We start from the raw sequence: 20108 nt of genomic DNA, 5'->3' as shown, positions 1-20108 counted from the left end.
TTTGCATATGCAAAGGGCTTTTTTACGTCCGGCCCGGACCGTTTTCAGCCGGTAAAAGCCTGCCTGGCCGGTTTCCTGCAAAATTCCAGGCGGTGTCAAACTGTCGCTTTCAAATTTTCGCTAACAGTCGCGAATAGCATCACTGTATTCTCATACGCGTAGTCTCACGGCGAATAATCTATATCGCCATAGCAGCAGCGATACTCCATCTCACCCTTTATCAACCCCTTTGCTGATTTAAGCTGAAACATTTTCATATTCCGCATGAAGGCTCGACATTGCATAATCGCCAGGCTAAGGTTGGGCATCTGGATGTCTAAACGTTTATATGGTTGTGTGAGGTAAGCAGGCTATGCCAATCAGGGTTCCCGACGAATTACCGGCAGTAAATTTTTTGCGTAACGAAAATGTTTTTGTAATGGCCTCGTCGCGCGCCAGTGTTCAGGGGATCCGTCCGCTTAAGGTGCTGGTACTCAACCTTATGCCAAAAAAGATTGAGACAGAAAATCAGTTCCTGCGTTTACTTTCTTACTCGCCATTGCAGATTGATATTCAGCTGCTGCGTATTGATAGCCGCGAATCCCGTAATACGCCTACAGAGCATCTCAATAACTTCTACTGCAACTTTGAAGATATACAGCATGACAATTTTGACGGCTTAATCGTTACTGGTGCACCCTTGGGTCTGGTTGATTTTAATGACGTCGCTTACTGGCCTCAAATCCAGCGCATATTGCATTGGGCGAAAGAGCATGTGACCTCAACGCTGTTCGTCTGTTGGGCGGTTCAGGCTGCGTTAAACATTCTTTACGGCATTCCTAAGCAAACGCGTCAGAAGAAATTATCCGGGGTTTTCGAGCATCAAATTCTGCATCCGCATGCTTTGCTGACACGGGGATTCGACGATAATTTTCTTGCTCCGCATTCACGCTATGCCGATTTCCCAATGCAACTGATCACCGATTACACCGATCTCGAACTGTTTGCTGAATCAGAACAAACTGGCGCATATTTAATGGCAAGTAAGGATAAACGGTTGGCATTTGTCACCGGGCATCCAGAATATGACGCGCTGACATTATCAGGTGAGTATCATCGTGATTACGATGCCGGGTTAAACCCCGATATTCCGCATAATTATTTTCCCCAGGATAATCCTGAGCTGCCGCCGCGTGCCACATGGCGTAGCCACGGCAATTTACTGTTCTCTAACTGGCTCAATTATTATGTTTATCAAATCACGCCATACGATCTGCGCCATATGAATCCAACGCTGGAATAAAATTAAAATTTGTCGGATCCGCCGTGTCAGCCTTTAGCTGGCACGGTTTTTTTATGCCTGGAATTCCCATAATGAAAACCATTCCTTCCAGTAAATAATTTTTAATTCCTTGTTTATCAAAAAGATGATTAATATTTATTTTTAAAATGGAAATAGTTTTTTATTTTAAAAATCAAATGAATATGCTTTGAGCCTGTAGCTCAAAAATTGTCCGGTACGTAAAAAGCATCCTGCGATCCCGCTAATAACAGGAGTAAGCCACTATGACAGACTCGGTTATCAGTAGTGCCTTACATTTCACTCAGTCCTTTAATCATGCGGAGCAGCAGCTCCTTACCCCGAGGTCATTCACTTTCTGCAAGAACTCGTCGCACGCTTTGCCCCACAGCGTGAAGCATTGTTAACGACGCGAGAACAACGGCAGCAAGGTTACGACAAAGGTTAGCTATAGGTGCGGTTACGCAGCGGAGACCCAACGCACGTTCTTCATCATCAAATGAAAACCCCGCTTTACGTACCTGCGTCAGATTTTCCTTCAGACTTTGCGGCGTCATCAGCGTATTGGGCGTGTAGTAATGCAATCCTTTTTGATGCAGCAATGCCGTGACCTGATCATTGCTCAGATGTGCCAGAAAAGCTTTACCGGCGCCAGAAGCAAGTATGGGTAGTTTGCCGCCAATGGGGGCCGACATGCGTATCAGTTGCGTACACTGCACTTGATCGATAATGACTGCCTGATGATCGCTGAGATTCCATACTGCCAGATTTACGGTTTCACCGGACATTTCCACCAGCCTGCGCAATACCGGATGACCAGTGCCAACAGATTGCGGCTCTGCAGGAAGCTGCTGCCAACCACAAAGGCGTGCGCGCCAATCGTCCAGAAGCCGAGATCGCCAACCTGACGGACAAAGCCTTGTTGCTGCATGGTGGTCAGTAAACGCTGGGTTGTAGAATTAGGTAAACCGGCCTGCTGCGCCAGTTCGGTCAGCGCTACGCTGCCGTGAGATTCAGTGATGAATTCCAGCAGCCTCGGACCGCGGGTTAAAGACTAGACCTGGCCACCGACGGGAGCGGCAGAAGCGAACGTACCGCGAGATTTTTTACCGCGTTTTGCGGTGACGGGCGTTGTCATTGCTCTTTCTCCTTTCGCAATCGGAAAATCATTTTCGTTTTAATTGGCTGATTTGCAAACAGCGCCTTTCTGGTCAGACCCGTTGCGGCTGTTGACTGAAAATGTCTCACGCAAGGTTGCTTTTACCCTTAACAAAGTTATGCCAGTATGTCGGGCTGGTATTTCAGCCAGCAGATTGAAGGGAACGAGGCAACAGTGAGCAACAAAATCGAAGCGCTGCATCAGCAGCTCGCGCAACGCATTATGGTGTTAGACGGTGGCATGGGCACGATGATCCAGAGCTATAAGCTGGATGAGCAGGATTTTCGCGGCAGCCGTTTCGCTGACTGGCCTTGCGATCTCAAAGGTAACAACGATCTGCTGGTACTGAGCAAGCCGGAGGTGATCCGCGAGATCCATGACGCGTATCTTGCCGCCGGTGCGGATATTCTCGAAACCAACACCTTTAACGCGACCACCATTGCGATGGCTGATTATCAGATGGAAGCGTTATCGGCGGAGATCAACTTTGAAGCGGCGAAGCTGGCGCGCGCCTGTGCTGATGAATGGACGGCGAAAACGCCGGATCGGCCGCGCTATGTGGCGGGTGTATTAGGCCCGACTAACCGTACCTGCTCGATCTCGCCTGACGTTAACGATCCCGCTTATCGAAACGTGACTTTCAATCAGCTGGTGGAAGCTTACCGCGAATCGACGCGTGCGCTGGTGAAAGGGGGAGCCGATCTCATCATGATTGAAACGGTGTTCGATACCCTGAATGCTAAAGCCGCGATCTACGCGGTACAGACTGAGATGGAAGCGCTTGGGGTTAAATTGCCTCTGATGATCTCCGGCACCATCACCGATGCGTCAGGACGTACATTGTCTGGTCAAACGACTGAAGCCTTTTATAACTCGCTGCGTCATGCGGAGCCGCTGTCGTTTGGTCTCAACTGTGCGCTTGGCCCGGATGAATTGCGTCAGTATGTGGCAGAGCTGTCGCGCATTGCGGAAGGCTACGTCACCGCTCATCCCAATGCGGGATTACCAAATGCGTTTGGCGAATACGATCTGGATGCTGAAATTATGGCGCAGCAGATTGGAGAGTGGGCGACATCGGGCTTTCTTAATATTATCGGTGGCTGCTGTGGCACGACGCCGGAACACATCGCGGCGATGGTGAAAGCGGTTGACGGCGTTGCGCCTCGCCAGCTGCCGGACATTCCCGTCGCCTGTCGCCTTTCCGGCCTTGAGCCGTTGAATATTACTGCTGAATCGCTGTTCGTGAACGTCGGCGAACGCACCAACGTCACGGGTTCGGCGAAGTTCAAACGCCTGATCAAAGAAGATAAATACAACGAAGCGCTGGAAGTCGCGCTACAGCAGGTCGAAAACGGCGCGCAGATTATTGACATCAATATGGATGAAGGAATGCTGGACGCCGAAGCGGCGATGGTGCGTTTCCTCAACCTTATCGCGGGCGAACCTGATATTGCACGTGTCCCGATTATGATTGACTCCTCAAAATGGGAGGTGATTGAAAAAGGTCTGCAATGTATTCAGGGCAAAGGCATTGTCAACTCTATTTCTATGAAAGAGGGTGAAGAAGCCTTTATTCATCATGCCCGTCAGGTTCGTCGCTACGGTGCTGCGATGGTGGTGATGGCGTTTGATGAAGTTGGCCAGGCAGATACGCGAGCGCGTAAAATTGAAATCTGCCGTCGTGCCTACAAAATTCTTACCGGGCAAGTGGGTTTCCCGCCGGAAGACATCATTTTCGATCCCAATATTTTCGCGGTTGCGACCGGTATTGAAGAACACAACAATTACGCAATGGACTTTATCGGCGCCTGTGAAGACATCAAGCGCGAACTGCCGCATGCGATGATCTCCGGTGGGGTGTCCAACGTCTCGTTCTCCTTCCGGGGCAACGATCCGGTACGTGAGGCTATCCACGCGGTATTTCTCTACTATGCCATCCGTAAAGGCATGGATATGGGCATCGTCAATGCTGGTCAGCTGGCAATTTATGATGATTTGCCAGCTGAGTTACGCGATGCGGTTGAAGATGTGATCCTCAACCGCCGCGATGATGGCACTGAACGCCTGCTGGATCTGGCAGAAAAATATCGCAGCGATAAAAGCGACGGCGCGCAGGAGAAGCAGCAGGCCGAATGGCGCAGCTGGGATGTCGTGAAGCGTCTGGAATATTCGCTGGTAAAAGGTATTACCGAATTTATTGAGCAAGACACCGAAGAAGCACGCCAGCAGGCTCCGCGCCCGATTGAAGTGATTGAAGGCCCGCTAATGTCAGGGATGAACGTAGTCGGCGACCTGTTTGGTGAAGGAAAAATGTTTCTGCCGCAGGTGGTGAAATCAGCACGCGTGATGAAGCAGGCGGTTGCCTATCTGGAGCCATTTATTGAGGCCAGCAAAGAAGCGGGCCGTAGCAATGGCAAAATCGTGCTGGCGACGGTGAAAGGCGATGTACACGACATCGGCAAGAATATCGTTGGCGTAGTTTTGCAGTGTAATAACTATGAAATTATCGATCTTGGCGTGATGGTGCCGGGCGAAAAAATCCTGAAAACAGCGCGTGAAGTTAATGCGGACATCATCGGTTTATCTGGCCTGATTACGCCGTCGCTGGACGAAATGGTCAATATGGCCAAAGAGATGGAGCGCCAGGGCTTCACCCTGCCACTGCTGATTGGCGGCGCGACCACTTCAAAAGCGCACACTGCGGTGAAAATTGAGCAAAACTACAGTGGCCCAACAGTATATGTGCAGAACGCCTCGCGCACGGTTGGCGTGGTCTCTTCGCTGCTTTCGTCCTCCCTGAAAGATGATTTCGTGGCGCGTACCCGCAAAGAGTACGAAACCGTACGTATTCAACATGCCCGTAAAAAACCGCGTACGCAGCCGGTTTCCTTGCAGGTCGCCCGTGATAATGCGACCAGCCTTGACTGGGAAAATTACACGCCGCCGATGGCGCATCGTCTCGGTGTCAGCGCCGTGGAGGCCAGTATTGATACGCTGCGAAACTATATCGACTGGACGCCATTCTTTATGACCTGGTCGCTGGCGGGCAAATATCCGCGCATCCTTGAAGATGAAGTGGTGGGTGAAGAGGCGAAGCGCCTGTTTGCCGATGCCAATGCCATGCTCGATATGCTGAGTGAAAACGGCGCGCTGAAGCCGCGCGGCGTGGTCGGTATTTTTCCGGCCAACCGCGTTGGAGATGATGTGCATATTTACAAGGATGAACAGCGCAATGAAATACTGTGTGTAAGTCATCACTTACGTCAGCAAACCGAGAAAACCGACTTTGCCAACTATTGTCTGGCCGATTTCGTCGCGCCGAAAACCAGCGGTAAAGCGGATTACCTGGGCGCATTCGCTGTTACCGGCGGGTTGGAAGAAGATAAACTAGCGGAGGCTTACGACCGCCAGCATGATGACTACAACAAAATCATGGTAAAGGCGCTTGCCGATCGCCTAGCGGAAGCGTTTGCCGAGTATCTGCATGAGCGGGTACGTAAAGTGATATGGGGCTTCTCGCCTAACGAGAATCTCAGCAAGGAAGAGCTGATCCGCGAAAATTATCAGGGCATTCGTCCGGCACCTGGTTACCCGGCATGTCCGGAACACACCGAAAAGGCGACAATCTGGCAGCTACTGGATGTTGAAGCCATGACGGGAATGAAGCTGACAGAATCTTTTGCCATGTGGCCGGGCGCATCGGTTTCGGGCTGGTACTTTAGCCATCCTGACAGCCGCTATTTCGCCGTGGCGCAGATTCAGCGCGATCAGGTTGAAGATTACGCCGCACGCAAAGGTATGCCGGTGTCGGAGGTCGAGCGCTGGCTGGCACCCAACCTTGGCTACGACGCAGACTAAAAATCCTGGCGCCAGCTATCTCGCTGGCGCATCCTGGCTTCTTCGCTCAGCATTGCGAAAAAGGATGGCCACCGCCTGCATCTGCATGCGGTGGCAACGTGCGTTTAATTAAACCGGGCATCCCGATCGGACGTTAAATCATACAGCTGGTATTTACGTCCCAGCATCTGACCACCATCGCGCGTCAGCGGCACCCAGTTAACTTGTGCACGGCCACGCGTTGGCGTTACGGTGAACAGATCCATTGGGATAGAAATGTAAAAACCTTTGGTGAAATCGCCCTCACCGTAATCATCTGACGACACATCGGTTTTGGTGGCATATACACCAACCATTACACCACTGTCGAAGCGTTTGGAAATATCCACCGTTACGCCTTTATCTTTCGCCAGATACTGACCGACGCTGGCTTTTACCAGAACATCCTGCATAAACCATGGACGCCAGTAAGCCGTCAGATTCCCCGTTGACGCTTTGTAGTTGGTGAACTGCATCATGTTGTCCCAGTCACGCTGGCGGACATAGTTAGCGTCAATTCCCACTGCCCAGTTGCTATCGATCGGTCGATAAAGCAGCTCGCCGCCTACGCCACCGTACATCGTCTCCAGATAGCCGCCATACATCTGGCCGTAGAAACCATTACCCAGGTAACCCATATAGTTAGCCTGCAGGTCATTAACGTAGACATTATTTTCAACGTAATCACGAATATGGGTACGCACACGCGGTAAGGCCGAATCGGCAGGCGCGCCGTTGTAATTGAATTTGTCATAGTTGTTGGCGATATTGCCGAACAGGCTACCACCTACCAGCAGATGATCGGTAAGCCAGAAGTCGACGTTACCCATAACGCCAACCTGGTACATATAGAAACTTTCCGGGCCGCCCACTGATTGATTCAGTACCGGCGACAGGCTGTAGTTCAGGCGATCTTTACGGATAAACAGGCCTTGCTCCGTTTGTCCGGCATCAACCGGATCCTTGCGTGTCTGCTGTAAGGGCTGTTCATGTCCGAGTGGATACCCGACTAACTCATTATGCAGGCTGGCAACCCTGGTTGTGGTCGTCACCTGCGGCATGTTAAAGCGTGATTCGGTAACGTTAATGGTATCAATACCCGCAGGCAGGTTATTCATTATGATGCGGTTAGCGCGATCGACACCTTCACGTGTATCACGATATTTGGTCTGCTCGCCGGAAACATACAGCGTATGGCCTTTAGTCTGAATATGAGGGCCAGTCAGGCCCGCGTTGTACTTCAGATCGGTTAACTGCGTCGCCACCACCGTTGGCTCTAATAATTGCGGTTGTGGATGCGGATGGTAAGCCGGTTTTTCTCTGTCGAGGTGTGCCTGACGCAGGTCGTTAAAGTTTGTGCGAATCGTCACGCCGAACATAAAGGTATTGCCGCGCTCGTAGCTGGCATTGATGTCGGCCCAGTCGGTGACGCGATAAATTGCGCCTACGTTCAGCTTGCTGCGCTGTTCAAGGCGGCCAGCGAAGTCATCCTGATAATCGTTGCCTTCATACTCCATCTTGAGGCGCAGCGGTTGCCACGGCGTTTGATATTCAACGCCGCCAAACAGGGCGCTCGGGCCGTGAAACATCTGCGAACCGTTAATCGAACCCGCCTGGCCGATACCGGGGCGCTGGCAATAACTGTCGCTGTATGAGCAGAACGGATTTTTGAGGGTGCCGCTGTTGCCGAGATACCCCCAGCCGAGCCCCAGGGTAAAATCAAAGGGCCCCCACGCTTTGCTGGCAACCAGATATTCGCTATCGAACAAACCCGTGCCGCCGAGATCGCGTGTGCCAAACGAGACTTCTGGCAACCAGTAACCTTCCTGCCACAGGCGCAGCTTCAGATCGAAGGCTTTATCTTTGTAGCTCTGATTACCGCTGAATGATGAAACGGCACTGTATTCACGGGTCCGCACGTCGGTGTAACGCACGGTAGTTTCCAGCCAGGGAAAAAGCTGCAGAGACGCCGAGTAATAGCGATATTGATCGTTATCGCGGAAGTTCAGGCTAAATTCACCCTCTTTCGCCATACGCGCGGTAGGCACCTGCAGCAGACCCACACCGCCGAAATCAGACTGGGAAGGACCGATCGGTTCTGGCCAGGTTTCGGCCTGTACCTGGCAGGCCGTCGCCACGGAAACAGCCAACAGGCTGAAGAGATAATGTTTTTTCATCAGTCTGGTATCCGGTGAGTCAAAACGGAAAGGATGCGGTTATTTAGATCGTCATAAGCGCCAGGCAGGCTCCAGGCCGAGAAACCAAGCCAGATGATGCTGCCGGGTTCAACTTCGACATGACGATGATTCCAGTAAGCAATCGGCACCTGTTGTGTCGCACCGGAAGGGGAGATGACGGTAGCAAAATTATTTTCCGCACCGGAAAGGCGTTTGTGACTTGCCAGATACTCTCGCACCGATTGTCCGGGTTGCCAGTTCACTTTCCCGGCCCCGGCTAGCGCGCCGAGCAGTAATACGTGACTGGATGGTGCGGCCAGATAAAGATCGTAGCGGCCTTCAAGGCGGCGATTGTCTGCCGGATGCAGGCGAATCCAGTCGGGATCGAGCGGCGTAAACAGGCGTCCAGTGACCCTGATGTTAACTAACTGACGAATTACTTCGTCAATTGCGGCAGTACGTTCGCCGCTGCTGTTGGCGCGCCACGCTCGCAGTTGCGCCAGGGTTTGCTGATAAAGCTGATACGCCACGGCGGTGGCAGCGTGTTCGGCAATCACCGCGCCCGTGCTGTAAGGCATCACCGCGGGTTGCGTCATCAGCTGTGCCAGGTCTTGTACGGCAACAATGTGTAGGCTGTTTTGACTATGCGGCGCATGCACCGTGACTTGTCCATCCGCCAGGGCCGCTGCGCTGAACAGGCTGAGGCCGGTCAGCAGAGAAGTTATTTTTTTCATGATTTCGCCGGCTTCAGAATGGTAGTTTCAACAGGGAAGGCGTCTGCCGCCAGCATCTGACGGGCCTGTACCACCTCACCGCTACGGCTATCAATCCAGAAGGTGTTCTCCCATTCACGCCCGCTGCTATCGATACGTGCCTGTTCATGCCAGACGCGACAGGCAATGCGATGGCCTGCGACGTCCAGCACTTGATCTTCACCCCGCTGGAAGAGGGAGCTAACCGTTGCGGCGCGTACCTTGCCTTGCTCGGTCCACTGAACGATACGCGTCCAGCTGGCACCTTTACGGATATGCAGACCGTCGGCCAGAGGATCGTGTTGTAGGTTACTGACCTGCTGCAAATTATTCGGCAGGCCAAGGGTTTTGATCAGACGACCCTGCGCGGTAACCAGCATCGCTTTGTCCTGGGTTACCCATTTCTGTTGATCGTTTTCGTTATAACCCAGTACAACGAAAATGCGCGGACCATCATTAATGCGGGCGTAAAGGCTGGCGTAAGGCAAATCGTTAATTTGTTGACTGGTGATGGTCACATCATCCGGGCCGCTGATGGCAAGCATCACGGTCTGTTCCAGCCCTTTTTGCGTTTGTGTGCAGGCCTGCAGCAGCAGACAAGCGAGCAGCAGAGGAAGTTGGCGCACTGTGTGTCCCTGATAAGTCATGCCAAAGTAAACATAACCACACGAAAGTGTGGTTATGTTTAAAGGTGCTACATCAACGAGTGGTGCTCGTTGTCGTCGTGGTTGTTGTACCTGTATTTGCCCCGTCACCACCGCCAGAAGCGGCAACACCGAGGCCCACTAACGCGCCGAGTGCGCCGATACCCACAGCGGTAGACGCGCCGGCAGAGACGGCTCCCGCCTGCGCGCCAGCTGCGGCACCCGCTTCTTCCGGCGCCGCAAAAGCGCTGGAAGAGACAGCAACGTAAAGTAAGGCTGCACCTGCAACCATGAGTTTTTTCATAACGACATTTCCTGCATTAAGTGAATGAAGGATCTCTCTCCCTGAATCATTAACGTTGCAGGACGCCGGCACGCGGCTGAATACGCCAGATCATGCTCAAATAAGCGTCGGGAGTAAGCGAGCAATGCCAATGCACCTGCGACTTCAATGACAATAGGGATCGCCCTTTGCGGGCGCGTTCAGTATAAGGCAACAAAATACCAGAGTTCAGCGATTGTAAAAGCCAACGGAAGGGCAGTGGATAAACGCTAATAATGGAGCCAGTTTAGCATTAATCGCTTTTAAAATCGGTTGATTAAGCTATATAGCCAGATATATGTCGGGTGCCGGGAATATTGCAAAGGGTTTTGTTCTATTTTATTAATAACTGGCCCTGAACAGGGATTATCAGATTTTACTGAGGATGGATAAAATACAATTATATTATTTATCAAAGGATAAGGGTGGCGGTGCGTTGATTTTAGATCCAGTTTTAATAGAGTTTTCGCTGTCAGGAAAACAGCAAGTTCAGAATTTACTGAGGGTATTTTAAGAATTATCTAACCGGTTATTGCTCTGAGAGTGGTGAATTTGTGATGGGATCTGCTGTTTTTGACGATAAAAAGGCGGCAATGATGCCGCCCTGGAAAAAGAACAGTAAATTAACGCCAGGATTTATAGCGATTAATTAAGGCATTTGTGGAACTGTCATGACTTTCGATTTTATCTTCATTTTCCAGCTCTGGCAGAATACGGTTCGCCAGTTGCTTACCTAATTCCACGCCCCACTGATCGAAAGTGAAGATATTCAGGATTGCGCCCTGGGTAAATATTTTGTGCTCGTACAGCGCAATCAGTGCGCCAAGGCTGAATGGCGTAATTTCACGCAGCAGAATTGAGTTGGTTGGACGGTTACCTTCAAATACTTTAAAGGGCACGATGTGCGCAACCGCGTCAGCAGATTTACCGGCATCGGTAAACTCTTTCTCCACCACTTCACGCGACTTACCAAACGCCAGGGCTTCGGTCTGGGCAAAGAAGTTCGACAGCAGCTTCGGATGGTGATCGGCCAGGGCATTATGGGTTATGGCGGGTGCGATAAAATCACAGGGAATCAGCTTAGTGCCCTGGTGAATCAACTGATAGAACGCGTGCTGTCCATTCGTACCCGGCTCGCCCCAAATAATTGGGCCGGTCTGGTAATCCACCGGATGGCCTTCGCGATCAACATATTTGCCGTTGGATTCCATGTTTCCCTGCTGAAAATAGGCAGCAAAGCGGTGCATATATTGGTCGTAGGGCAGAATAGCTTCAGTTTCAGCACCAAAGAAGTTGTTATACCAGATACCAACCAATGCCAGCAGTACCGGTAAGTTTTGCTCAGCAGGGGTATTAGCGAAATGCTTATCCATCGCGTGCGCGCCGCTCAGCAGCTGCTCGAAATTATCGAAGCCGACAGAAAGAATGATCGACAAGCCAATCGCTGACCACAGTGAATAGCGGCCACCCACCCAATCCCAGAATTCGAACATATTGTTGGTGTCGATACCGAATTCACCCACCGCTTTCGCGTTGGTTGACAGCGCCGCAAAGTGTTTTGCAACGTGCTGCTGATCGCCTGCTGTTTTCAGAAACCAGTCGCGTGCGCTGTGTGCATTGGTCATGGTTTCTTGCGTGGTGAAGGTTTTAGAAGCCACCAGGAACAGTGTGGTTTCTGGGCTAAGGTCTTTCAATGTTTCGGCAATGTGCGTGCCATCAACGTTGGAGACAAAATGCATATTCAGATGATTTTTATACGGACGCAGGGCTTCGGTCACCATAAAAGGGCCGAGATCCGAGCCACCGATACCGATGTTTACGACGTCAGTAATCGGTTTGCCGGTGTAACCTTTCCATTCGCCGCTGATAATGCGCTCAGAAAAGCCTTTCATCTTATCCAGTACCGCGTTCACTCCCGGCATGACGTCTTTGCCATCAACCACGATTGGCGTATTGCTGCGGTTGCGTAGCGCAACGTGTAGCACCGCGCGATCTTCCGTGCGGTTAATTTTTTCGCCGGAAAACATGGACTTGATGGCGTCGCTCAGTTCAGTTTCTTTTGCCAGCGCCTGTAATTTATCAAGGGTTTCCTGGGTGATGCGGTTTTTTGAATAATCCACCAGCATCTGATCATCAAAGGTGGCAGAGAATTTGGCAAAACGATCGGCATCCTGGGCAAATAAATCGGCGATTTCTACCGTTTTCATTTGTTCAAAATGCTGTTGCAGCGCTTTCCAGGCTGCGGTTTGTGTCGGATTGATATTTTTCATGGCAACACTCTTGTTGATATTAAGAACCGTCATTCCATCGGGGTCACAGCGTACCCGCTTAGCATTTCAGTATGACCACAGTTGCAACTGAAAGGAAAAAGTTTGTCATCGCAGTGATTGTGCAGGTATCACATCGTGCGGTGTTGCGTCCGGTCAGCTGCGATTTTTCAATAAATTTATCTGGCGCGAATTTCGGCATAATGCGCGGTGAAATCGTGATGCATTTTGACTGGTTTGCTGCGAATGCCTCTTGTGCCGCATCATAAAATACCGCTCTGAATGAACCCATTCAGCACTCTACTCACTGCGGCACAATGAAATTTATCTCCGGGTGCGCAGAAAGTGAAAATTCCTCAAAGCATCGTCGTTGACAGCAAAGCCAGAAACCGATATTTATACGCGGCTACTTGCGCGACTAAGCGTAAGCCAGAAGAGGCGCGTCGCCCAGGCAGTGTGTTGGAGGAACCGTATCCGGTGAAAACACATCAGGGGGAGCGACGCCGAGGTGGGCAACATACGGTGTGTTGTCTGTCGGCTGCAGGGGCTGAATCCCCTGGGTTGTCACCAGAATCGTTCGCAGTCGGACGTTTCGCAAGGTGGGGCGCTTCTGGGTGACTCGTCTACCCGATCTGGTCTGCCCGTTTCTGCTCTTCCCTTGTGCCAAGGCTGATAGAATGTCTCTCGTCCGCAGTTGAACGTGCGGGAGCAAAATAACCTGACACGAGGTCATAACATGTCTCAAACTCTGATTGTGGCAAAATTTGGCGGCACCAGCGTTGCCGATTTTGATGCCATGAACCGCAGCGCCGATGTGGTGCTGGCCGATGCTAATACGCGTCTGGTGGTCCTTTCCGCCTCCGCAGGCATCACTAATCTCCTTGTTTCTCTCGCCGAAGGTCAGGAACCCTCGCAACGCGTCTTTCTGCTGGACGAGATCCGCCGTATTCAATATGCCATTGTCGATCGCCTGCAGCGTCCCGATGTGATTCGTGACGAAATCGACCGTATGATTGAAAATATTGCCATGTTGTCTGAAGCTGCTGCGCTGGCGACCTCCGCCGCATTGACTGATGAACTGGTCAGTCATGGTGAACTGATGTCAACGCTGCTGTTTGTGGAAATTCTACGTGAACGACAGGTCAACGCTGTATGGTTCGATGTGCGTAAAGTGATGCGCACCAGCGATCGTTTTGGGCGTGCCGAACCTGAAGTGGATGTGCTGACAGAACTCACCATCACGCAACTTAAGCCACGCCTTGAACAAGCGCTGGTGATCACCCAGGGCTTTATCGGTAGCGAAAGCAAAGGGCGTACCACGACATTAGGCCGTGGTGGCAGCGATTATACCGCCGCGCTGTTAGGTGAAGCGCTGCACGCTGCGCGAGTGGATATTTGGACCGATGTACCCGGCATTTACACCACCGATCCACGGGTAGTGCCAACGGCGAAACGTATTGACGAAATTACCTTCGAAGAAGCCGCAGAGATGGCGACCTTTGGTGCCAAAGTGTTGCATCCTGCCACGTTGCTGCCAGCGGTTCGCCGGGATATTCCGGTATTTGTCGGTTCAAGCAAAGATCCTTCAGCAGGCGGAACCCGCGTCTGCAATACAACCAAAAACCCGCCGCTGTTCCGCGCACTGGCGCTGCGTCGTAAGCAAACTCTGCTGACGTTACATAGCTTGAACATGTTGCATACGCCGGGCTTTCTTGCCGAAGTGTTCAGCATTTTAGCACGCCACACTATCTCGGTAGATTTGATTACCACCTCCGAAGTGAGCGTGGCGCTGACGCTTGACACCACGGGCTCAACCTCAACCGGCGACAGTCTGCTGACACAGGCATTACTGACCGAGTTATCCTCGCTGTGTCGGGTCGAAGTGGAAGAGAACCTGGCGCTGGTGGCGATCATCGGTAACAACCTGTCTAAAGCCTGCGGAGTGGGTAAAGAGGTGTTTGGCGTGCTCGATCCGTTTAATCTGCGGATGATTTGCTACGGGGCCAGCAGTTACAATTTGTGCTTCCTGGTGCCTGGTGCGGACGCAGAAAGTGTCGTGCGTACGCTGCATCACAATCTTTTCGAGTAAGCGGAAAGATTTTTTGCAAACAGCGAAGCCGGGCCTGGCCCGGCTTTTACGGTTGCACTAACCGCTGCTCCGCTCGCTGAATAAATTCAACACGCTAAAAGAACGTTATACCAAATTCCGCAACAGCAGAGGCGCTGGTTAAAGCCAGCCATTATTGTGGCAATAAGTGGCGTGATCTACCGTAGTTTACGGGGAAAAGTAGCGTAATTCTGGTTATTTCAGGACATCGGCAGCAGTCGATCCGCATTTTCCCCGGTGACACCATTCCCGCCTTACGTCGTGATAACGAAATGTTATGATCCTGTGCTCGCTTCAGCAGCCGTTCCTGCGAAGCGTGTTCTATGGCAAACCTGCTTAAAAACATAACATTCTTATAAGGAAGTCTGGCCATGCTCGCCACCTTAACCCGCCTGTTCCCTCTTTGGGCTGTGCTGTTATCTGTCGCCGCTTATGCTACTCCCAACACCTTTCTCGGCATCGGTCCGTGGGTAACTTACCTGCTCATGCTGATTATGTTCGGTATGGGTGTCACGCTCAATATCGATGATTTCAAGCGTGTGCTGGTACGTCCGGCTCCCGTGATTGCTGGTACGTTTCTGCATTATCTGGTGATGCCGCTGGCTGCCTGGGGGCTGGCAAAACTGTTTCATATGCCATCTGATTTAGCTGCAGGGATGATTCTGGTTGGCAGTGTTGCCAGTGGAACGGCATCTAACGTGATGATCTATCTGGCGAAAGGTGATGTTGCGCTGTCAGTCACCATCTCCTCTGTTTCTGCACTGGTGGGCGTTTTTGCTACCCCGTTGCTGACGCGTTTCTATGTCGACACACATATTCAGGTCGATGTGGTTGGCATGTTGTTGAGCATAGTGAAAATCGTGGTCATCCCGATTGGGTTGGGGCTGATTATTCATCACGCTATGAACAGCGTAGTCCGCCGCGTTGAGCCTTATCTACCGGCGTTCTCAATGGTATGTATTTTGTTGATCATCAGCGCGGTCAGTGGAGAGAAGTACAGTTTACCCAGCGTTGCGGGCAGCCAGGGCTTTATTGGCTCGGTTGGGTTGATGGTGATCGCTGCGGTGATTTTGCACAATGCGATTGGCCTGCTTGGCGGTTACTGGGGAGGCAAACTGTTTGGCTTTGATGAATCCACCTGTCGCACGCTGGCGTTAGAAGTGGGTATGCAGAACTCTGGCCTGGCCGCAACGCTGGGTAAACTGTACTTCTCTCCACTGGCCGCGCTGCCGGGCGCCCTGTTTTCGGTATGGCATAATCTGTCTGGCTCATTGCTGGCGGGTTACTGGTCAGGCAAGCCGATCAAGAAGAAATAAACGGTGAAAAACGGCGTGTCTTAAACCGACACGCCGTTTTTTTATTCGTCATCCCGTTCATCATCCGGTTGTTCTAATACCGTGTAGGCCGCAGTACAGAACAGCGAATTCAATCGCTTCATATCGCCCAATAAACCCAGATGTAGTGAACTGGTTTCAATGCTTTGTACATTTTGCTGATGCAGGCGATCGACATGCGCATGCGAATAACGGCGAATTTTCAGACGGAAACGATGTTTGGCGCGACGCAGACGTCTGGCGCTGGTGGTATCGTGGGATAAGAACACCGATAAACTCAGGCGCAAATTGGCAACTAATTGCTCCTGTAGCGTCTCTAATTCCCGTAATCCTTCAGCCGAAAAAGCGCGCTGCGCGGCAAGGGATTTATCGGCGACATCGCCGCTCATGCGCTCAATGATGTCTCCGGCCTGCTCCAGGTTCAGAGACATTTCAATGATTTCACCCCAGCGCCGTGAATCTTCCTCCGATAAATCCTCTTTTTGCATGCGTGCCAGATACAGTTTGATAGCGGTGTACAGCACATCAACATCATCATCCAGCCGCCGCACGGTACGTTCCTCGCGCGGCTCGCCGTGGATCACCTTGCTAAAAGCATCCAGCATCTGTTCTAACACATCGCCAATACGTAACGCCTCGCGCGCGGCATTCACCAGCGCCAGCGTTGGCGTGTCCAGCGCGCTGCTATCAAGGTGCTTTGGTTTCAGACGCAGCCCGGTTTCTGCATCGTCAGCGATCAGGCGACGGCACAGGCGCGCCATCGGCTCGGCAAAGGGCACCAACACGACGCAGCGAATCACGTTGTAGAACACGTGGAAAAAAATCACGAGTTCTTCGTCATTAACGGGCAATTTCTGAAGCCATATCGCTGCGATATTGACGAAAGGTAGAATGAGAAGGCAGCCCAGCAGTTTAAACAGCAGGCTTCCCAGGGCAACGCGCTTACCCGCTGCGTTGGAACTACTGGCATTCAGCATTGCTAGTAATCCGCTGCCAAGATTGGCACCAATCACCAGGCAAAGCGCCACTTTGAATGAAATTACGCCGGTAGCGGTCAGCGTTGCGGTTATCAATACCGCCGCGAGACTGGAATAGCTGATGATGGCAAACACCGCACCAATCAAGGCATCCAGCATGATGTCGCCCGTTAACGAAGAGAACAACACTTGTACGCCCGAGGCTTCAGTGATCGGACGAGCGGCTGCAACAATAAGCTGTAAGGCCAGCAGGATCAGGCCGAGACCAATGCTGGCACGGCCTAACTGCCCGGCACGCGACTGTTTGCGGCCGAGGAAAAACACCACGCCAAAAAAAATAAATAGCGGTGATAGCCATGACAGATCAAACGTCAGAATCCGTGCCATGATTGCCGTACCCACATCTGCGCCCAGTACCACCACTAAGGCGGGCGTCAGGCCGACCAGATTTTGCGCGACAAAGGAAGTCACCGGCAGGGTGGTCGCGTTGCTGCTCTGCACCAGGGCGGTAACGCCAATACCGGCAAGAAACGCCATCGGTTTCTTTTCAATACTGCGGCTGAGTACACGACGCAAATCAGCGCCATACACGCGCATAATACCGCTGCGTACGATATGCGTTCCCCATACCAGCATCGCCACGGCAGAAAGTAAATTAAGCAGAGTTAACACGTATAGATGCTCCTCGACCATCCGGCTTTATGCAGCACAGACTGCCAGCCTGACGGAGAATGCAATCTGTGAAAAGTCTATTTTTCCTGTGTTTTAAGTCACCTGGCGTAACCTCAATACCTTTAACTGTAGACCAGTCTGTTTTTTTGTAGCGTGCTATTTCGTCGCGGGACAAGCCAGCACGCCCACTGAAGGTTCTCTCGCTTGCCCGAAGCGGAAGCGAATCACCGACTGGGGATACAACGGCACGGCACCGCCGTTTTGCCTGAATCCTTGCCTGAGTGGTAGCGCCGACCTGACATATTGTGCCCGGCCGTTCTGATTGACTGATTCGCATCAACCTGCGATTTATCAAAGCAGGTAATTATCTGCGAATATAGCCACTGCGCTACGTTGCGTATTGCGTTGAGAGCGCAGTCGTATTGTGATTTCCGTCACACTAACGCATGATGGCTGGAGCAATTAAATGACTTTGCCGGAGCGCAAAAATGAGCGAAAAAAACACCACGGGGCGCTACTTTGCCAGTGCATTGCAATGAGTACTCAATTTAGGCCTGATGATTCTGGCGATTATTTTGGTGGTGTTTCTCGGTAAGGAAACTATCCATTTAGCCACGGTGTTATTCAGCACGGGCGAGCAGGCATCATCCTATCTGCTGATTGAAGGGATTGTTATCTATTTCCTTTATTTCGAATTTATCGCCCTGATTGTGAAGTACTTTCAGTCGGGCTATCACTTCCCATTACGTTATTTTGTTTATATTGGTATCACAGCCATTATTCGCCTGATTATTGTCGACCACAAAAAACCATTTGATACGTTGTGCTATTCGGCTGCGATTCTGGTGCTGGTGGTGACGCTGTGGCTGGCGAACAGTCACCGACTCAAACGCGAATAATACGCGTGTTATTGTGTATAAGGAGAGGTGTTCACTTGTCATCTCTGCGTTAAACTAGCGCCCTACAAATTATGAGGAGTGGTGCTATGTCGCAAGATTCGCTCAGTCTGTTACGTGCGCTCAACTGGTTTTCACCAACAGAACCGGCACTTTCGCCCGCGCTGCTGGACTGGTTGATGGAAGAAGATTCTATGACGCAGCGCTTTGAGCAGCATTGTCAGCGGGTGACGGTGCAACCGGTGCGTGAAGGCTTTATTGACAGCAGTGAGTTAGCCGATGAGCAAGCATTATTCTTACAGGATAAACGCTTTTGGTTACGTGAAATCATTCTGTTCGGTGATGGCGTACCCTGGCTGGCAGGTCGCACCCTAGTGCCGGAGAGTACCCTGAACGGTCCGGAAGCCATGTTACAACAGCTGGGTACGCGTCCACTTGGCCGCTATCTTTTTTCTTCTTCATCTTTGAGCCGCGATTTTATCGAGCCAGGAAAAGTGAATAACTTATGGGGTCGTCGCTCGCGCCTGCGTTTGTCCGGCAAGCCGCTGCTGCTCACTGAACTGTTTTTACCGGCGTCGCCGCTTTATCGCGTCCTGGATTAAGGATTTTTGCTGTGCAAAAGGCATTAAAAATAAATAAGTTGCAAGTCTATAGCCGCTTGATGCGTATTGATAAACCCATTGGTACTCTACTGCTAATGTGGCCGACGCTGTGGGCATTATGGCTGGCAGACATGGCCGTTCCGCCCCTTTCAGTGCTAGTGGTTTTCGTGCTGGGTGTCATTGTGATGCGCGCTGCGGGTTGCGTTATTAATGATTACGCCGATCGCAAAGTCGATGGTCACGTGCAGCGAACGCAAAACCGCCCGCTACCTAGCGGCGCGGTGAGTTCAAAAGAGGCTAAGATGCTATTTATCGGTTTAGCATTCGTGGCGTTTGTACTGGTGCTGACCATGAATCTAATGACGATCCTGTTGTCCGTCGTGGGATTAGCCCTGGCCTGGGTCTATCCCTTTATGAAGCGTTACACCCATTTGCCGCAGGTGGTTTTAGGCGCCGCATTCGGCTGGGCCATACCCATGGCCTGGGCAGCAGTGAGTGAGTCCTTACCATTGGTTTGCTGGCTGGTATTCATTGCGAATATGTGCTGGACTGTCGCTTACGACACGCAATATGCCATGGTTGATCGCGAGGATGACTTAAAGATTGGCGTGAAATCAACAGCGATTCTGTTTGGACGTTTTGACAAGCTGATTATCGGCCTGTTGCAGCTGGCAACGTTGGTTTTGCTGGCATGGGTGGGCCTGTTTCTGCAATTAAACGGTGCATTTTACTGGTCACTGCTGCTGGCAGCAGCGCTGTTTATGCATCAACAAAGACTGATTGCTCAGCGTGAGCGCCAGCCTTGCTTCCAGGCATTCCTCAATAACAATTATGTTGGACTGGTACTGTTCCTTGGCGTGCTTATGAATACGCCGCCGTTTAATCACTTCTTTTGATCAGCTCAAACAGTAAAAACCCGCCTTTATAGAAGGCGGCTTTGATTGTACCCCATAGGGGGTGTACTAAAAGCCATAAACAGAAGTTTCTGACTGTTCTGTAAGATTTAAATCCAAAGACAATAAGGCAGAGCCAAAACCTATTGAT

14 protein-coding genes, 2 pseudogenes and 1 riboswitch are annotated in these 20108 nt (G+C 51.4%); of the genes and pseudogenes, 8 read left to right on the top strand and 8 right to left on the bottom strand.

Annotated elements, in window-relative coordinates:
- Positions 1 to 352 precede the first annotated feature (352 nt).
- On the top strand, positions 353 to 1282 hold the full coding sequence (gene metA, locus QRY16_RS17595) for a homoserine O-acetyltransferase MetA (protein WP_289777513.1): 930 nt from the start codon (positions 353 to 355) through the stop codon (positions 1280 to 1282).
- 346 nt (positions 1283 to 1628) lie between these two features.
- Positions 1629 to 1727, top strand: a complete 99-nt coding sequence (locus QRY16_RS22160; RefSeq protein ID WP_336621971.1) for a hypothetical protein — start codon at positions 1629 to 1631, stop codon at positions 1725 to 1727.
- Between the two features lies 1 nt (position 1728).
- Here the strand turns inward: QRY16_RS22160 and iclR are convergent.
- Positions 1729 to 2417: pseudogene (gene iclR / locus QRY16_RS17590) on the bottom strand (glyoxylate bypass operon transcriptional repressor IclR); the annotation flags it as partial.
- Positions 2418 to 2612: 195 nt separating this feature from the next.
- Between iclR and metH the strand changes: the two are divergent.
- Positions 2613 to 6296, top strand: coding sequence for a methionine synthase (gene metH, locus QRY16_RS17585; protein WP_289777512.1), 3684 nt, complete (start codon positions 2613 to 2615; stop codon positions 6294 to 6296).
- 104 nt (positions 6297 to 6400) lie between these two features.
- On the opposite strand, the gene QRY16_RS17580 is transcribed toward metH, so the two are convergent.
- The 6 genes from QRY16_RS17580 to QRY16_RS17555 all read right to left on the bottom strand — a co-directional run bounded on the left by QRY16_RS17580 (position 6401) and on the right by QRY16_RS17555 (position 12768).
- A complete protein-coding gene (locus QRY16_RS17580; protein ID WP_289777511.1) occupies positions 6401 to 8491 on the bottom strand; it encodes a YjbH domain-containing protein in 2091 nt (696 codons plus the stop codon).
- Entirely contained in the window at positions 8491 to 9225 is a 735-nt protein-coding gene (locus QRY16_RS17575; protein ID WP_289777510.1) for a capsule biosynthesis GfcC family protein, read from the bottom strand. The genes QRY16_RS17580 and QRY16_RS17575 overlap by 1 nt, the downstream gene beginning before the upstream one ends.
- Positions 9222 to 9869 (bottom strand): YjbF family lipoprotein, encoded by a 648-nt coding sequence (locus tag QRY16_RS17570; protein ID WP_289777509.1) that lies wholly within the window; start codon positions 9867 to 9869, stop codon positions 9222 to 9224. The genes QRY16_RS17575 and QRY16_RS17570 overlap by 4 nt, the downstream gene beginning before the upstream one ends.
- Positions 9870 to 9942: 73 nt before the next feature.
- Entirely contained in the window at positions 9943 to 10191 is a 249-nt protein-coding gene (gene yjbE, locus QRY16_RS17565; protein ID WP_193405782.1) for an exopolysaccharide production protein YjbE, read from the bottom strand.
- A gap of 641 nt (positions 10192 to 10832) precedes the next feature.
- Positions 10833 to 12479 (bottom strand): glucose-6-phosphate isomerase, encoded by a 1647-nt coding sequence (gene pgi, locus QRY16_RS17560; RefSeq protein WP_289777508.1) that lies wholly within the window; start codon positions 12477 to 12479, stop codon positions 10833 to 10835.
- 58 nt (positions 12480 to 12537) lie between these two features.
- Entirely contained in the window at positions 12538 to 12768 is a 231-nt protein-coding gene (locus tag QRY16_RS17555; protein ID WP_289777507.1) for a hypothetical protein, read from the bottom strand.
- A 133-nt stretch (positions 12769 to 12901) separates the two neighbouring features.
- Positions 12902 to 13094: riboswitch (Lysine riboswitch) on the top strand.
- 118 nt (positions 13095 to 13212) lie between these two features.
- On the opposite strand from QRY16_RS17555, the gene lysC reads away from it, so the two are divergent.
- Together lysC and panS are read left to right on the top strand one after the other, a co-directional pair.
- Positions 13213 to 14565 carry a lysine-sensitive aspartokinase 3 gene (gene lysC / locus QRY16_RS17550; RefSeq protein WP_193405785.1) on the top strand — a complete coding sequence of 451 codons (1353 nt, stop codon included), beginning with the start codon at positions 13213 to 13215 and terminating at the stop codon, positions 14563 to 14565.
- 389 nt (positions 14566 to 14954) lie between these two features.
- Positions 14955 to 15899 carry a ketopantoate/pantoate/pantothenate transporter PanS gene (gene panS, locus QRY16_RS17545; protein ID WP_289777506.1) on the top strand — a complete coding sequence of 315 codons (945 nt, stop codon included), beginning with the start codon at positions 14955 to 14957 and terminating at the stop codon, positions 15897 to 15899.
- A 41-nt stretch (positions 15900 to 15940) separates the two neighbouring features.
- Here panS and QRY16_RS17540 read toward each other — a convergent pair whose 3' ends face one another.
- Positions 15941 to 17566: a Na/Pi cotransporter family protein gene (locus QRY16_RS17540; protein ID WP_289777505.1), complete on the bottom strand. Its 1626-nt coding sequence runs from the start codon at positions 17564 to 17566 to the stop codon at positions 15941 to 15943.
- Positions 17567 to 18054: 488 nt separating this feature from the next.
- Between QRY16_RS17540 and psiE the strand changes: the two are divergent.
- From psiE to ubiA, 3 genes and pseudogenes are all read left to right on the top strand, one after another.
- Positions 18055 to 18465 (top strand): annotated as a pseudogene (gene psiE, locus QRY16_RS17535) (phosphate-starvation-inducible protein PsiE).
- 86 nt (positions 18466 to 18551) lie between these two features.
- Positions 18552 to 19064: a chorismate lyase gene (ubiC, locus tag QRY16_RS17530; RefSeq protein WP_193405788.1), complete on the top strand. Its 513-nt coding sequence runs from the start codon at positions 18552 to 18554 to the stop codon at positions 19062 to 19064.
- Between the two features lie 11 nt (positions 19065 to 19075).
- A complete protein-coding gene (gene ubiA / locus QRY16_RS17525) occupies positions 19076 to 19960 on the top strand; it encodes a 4-hydroxybenzoate octaprenyltransferase (protein WP_289777504.1) in 885 nt (294 codons plus the stop codon).
- Positions 19961 to 20108: the final 148 nt, after the last annotated feature.

The sequence above is a fragment of the Mixta mediterraneensis genome, from assembly GCF_030283135.1.
Lineage (GTDB): Bacteria > Pseudomonadota > Gammaproteobacteria > Enterobacterales > Enterobacteriaceae > Pantoea > Pantoea mediterraneensis.
This window is presented reverse-complemented; position numbering and strand designations above follow the sequence as displayed.

What these genes read in the sequence shown, in the direction of transcription:
- metA (WP_289777513.1), top strand. Translation starts at nt 353, where the DNA reads ATGCCAATCAGGGTTCCCGACGAATTACCGGCAGTAAATTTTTTGCGT.
- QRY16_RS17580 (WP_289777511.1), bottom strand. Translation starts at nt 8,491, where the DNA reads ATGAAAAAACATTATCTCTTCAGCCTGTTGGCTGTTTCCGTGGCGACG.
- QRY16_RS17575 (WP_289777510.1), bottom strand. Translation starts at nt 9,225, where the DNA reads ATGAAAAAAATAACTTCTCTGCTGACCGGCCTCAGCCTGTTCAGCGCA.
- yjbE (WP_193405782.1), bottom strand. Translation starts at nt 10,191, where the DNA reads ATGAAAAAACTCATGGTTGCAGGTGCAGCCTTACTTTACGTTGCTGTC.
- pgi (WP_289777508.1), bottom strand. Translation starts at nt 12,479, where the DNA reads ATGAAAAATATCAATCCGACACAAACCGCAGCCTGGAAAGCGCTGCAA.
- QRY16_RS17555 (WP_289777507.1), bottom strand. Translation starts at nt 12,768, where the DNA reads ATGGGTTCATTCAGAGCGGTATTTTATGATGCGGCACAAGAGGCATTC.
- lysC (WP_193405785.1), top strand. Translation starts at nt 13,213, where the DNA reads ATGTCTCAAACTCTGATTGTGGCAAAATTTGGCGGCACCAGCGTTGCC.
- panS (WP_289777506.1), top strand. Translation starts at nt 14,955, where the DNA reads ATGCTCGCCACCTTAACCCGCCTGTTCCCTCTTTGGGCTGTGCTGTTA.
- ubiC (WP_193405788.1), top strand. Translation starts at nt 18,552, where the DNA reads ATGTCGCAAGATTCGCTCAGTCTGTTACGTGCGCTCAACTGGTTTTCA.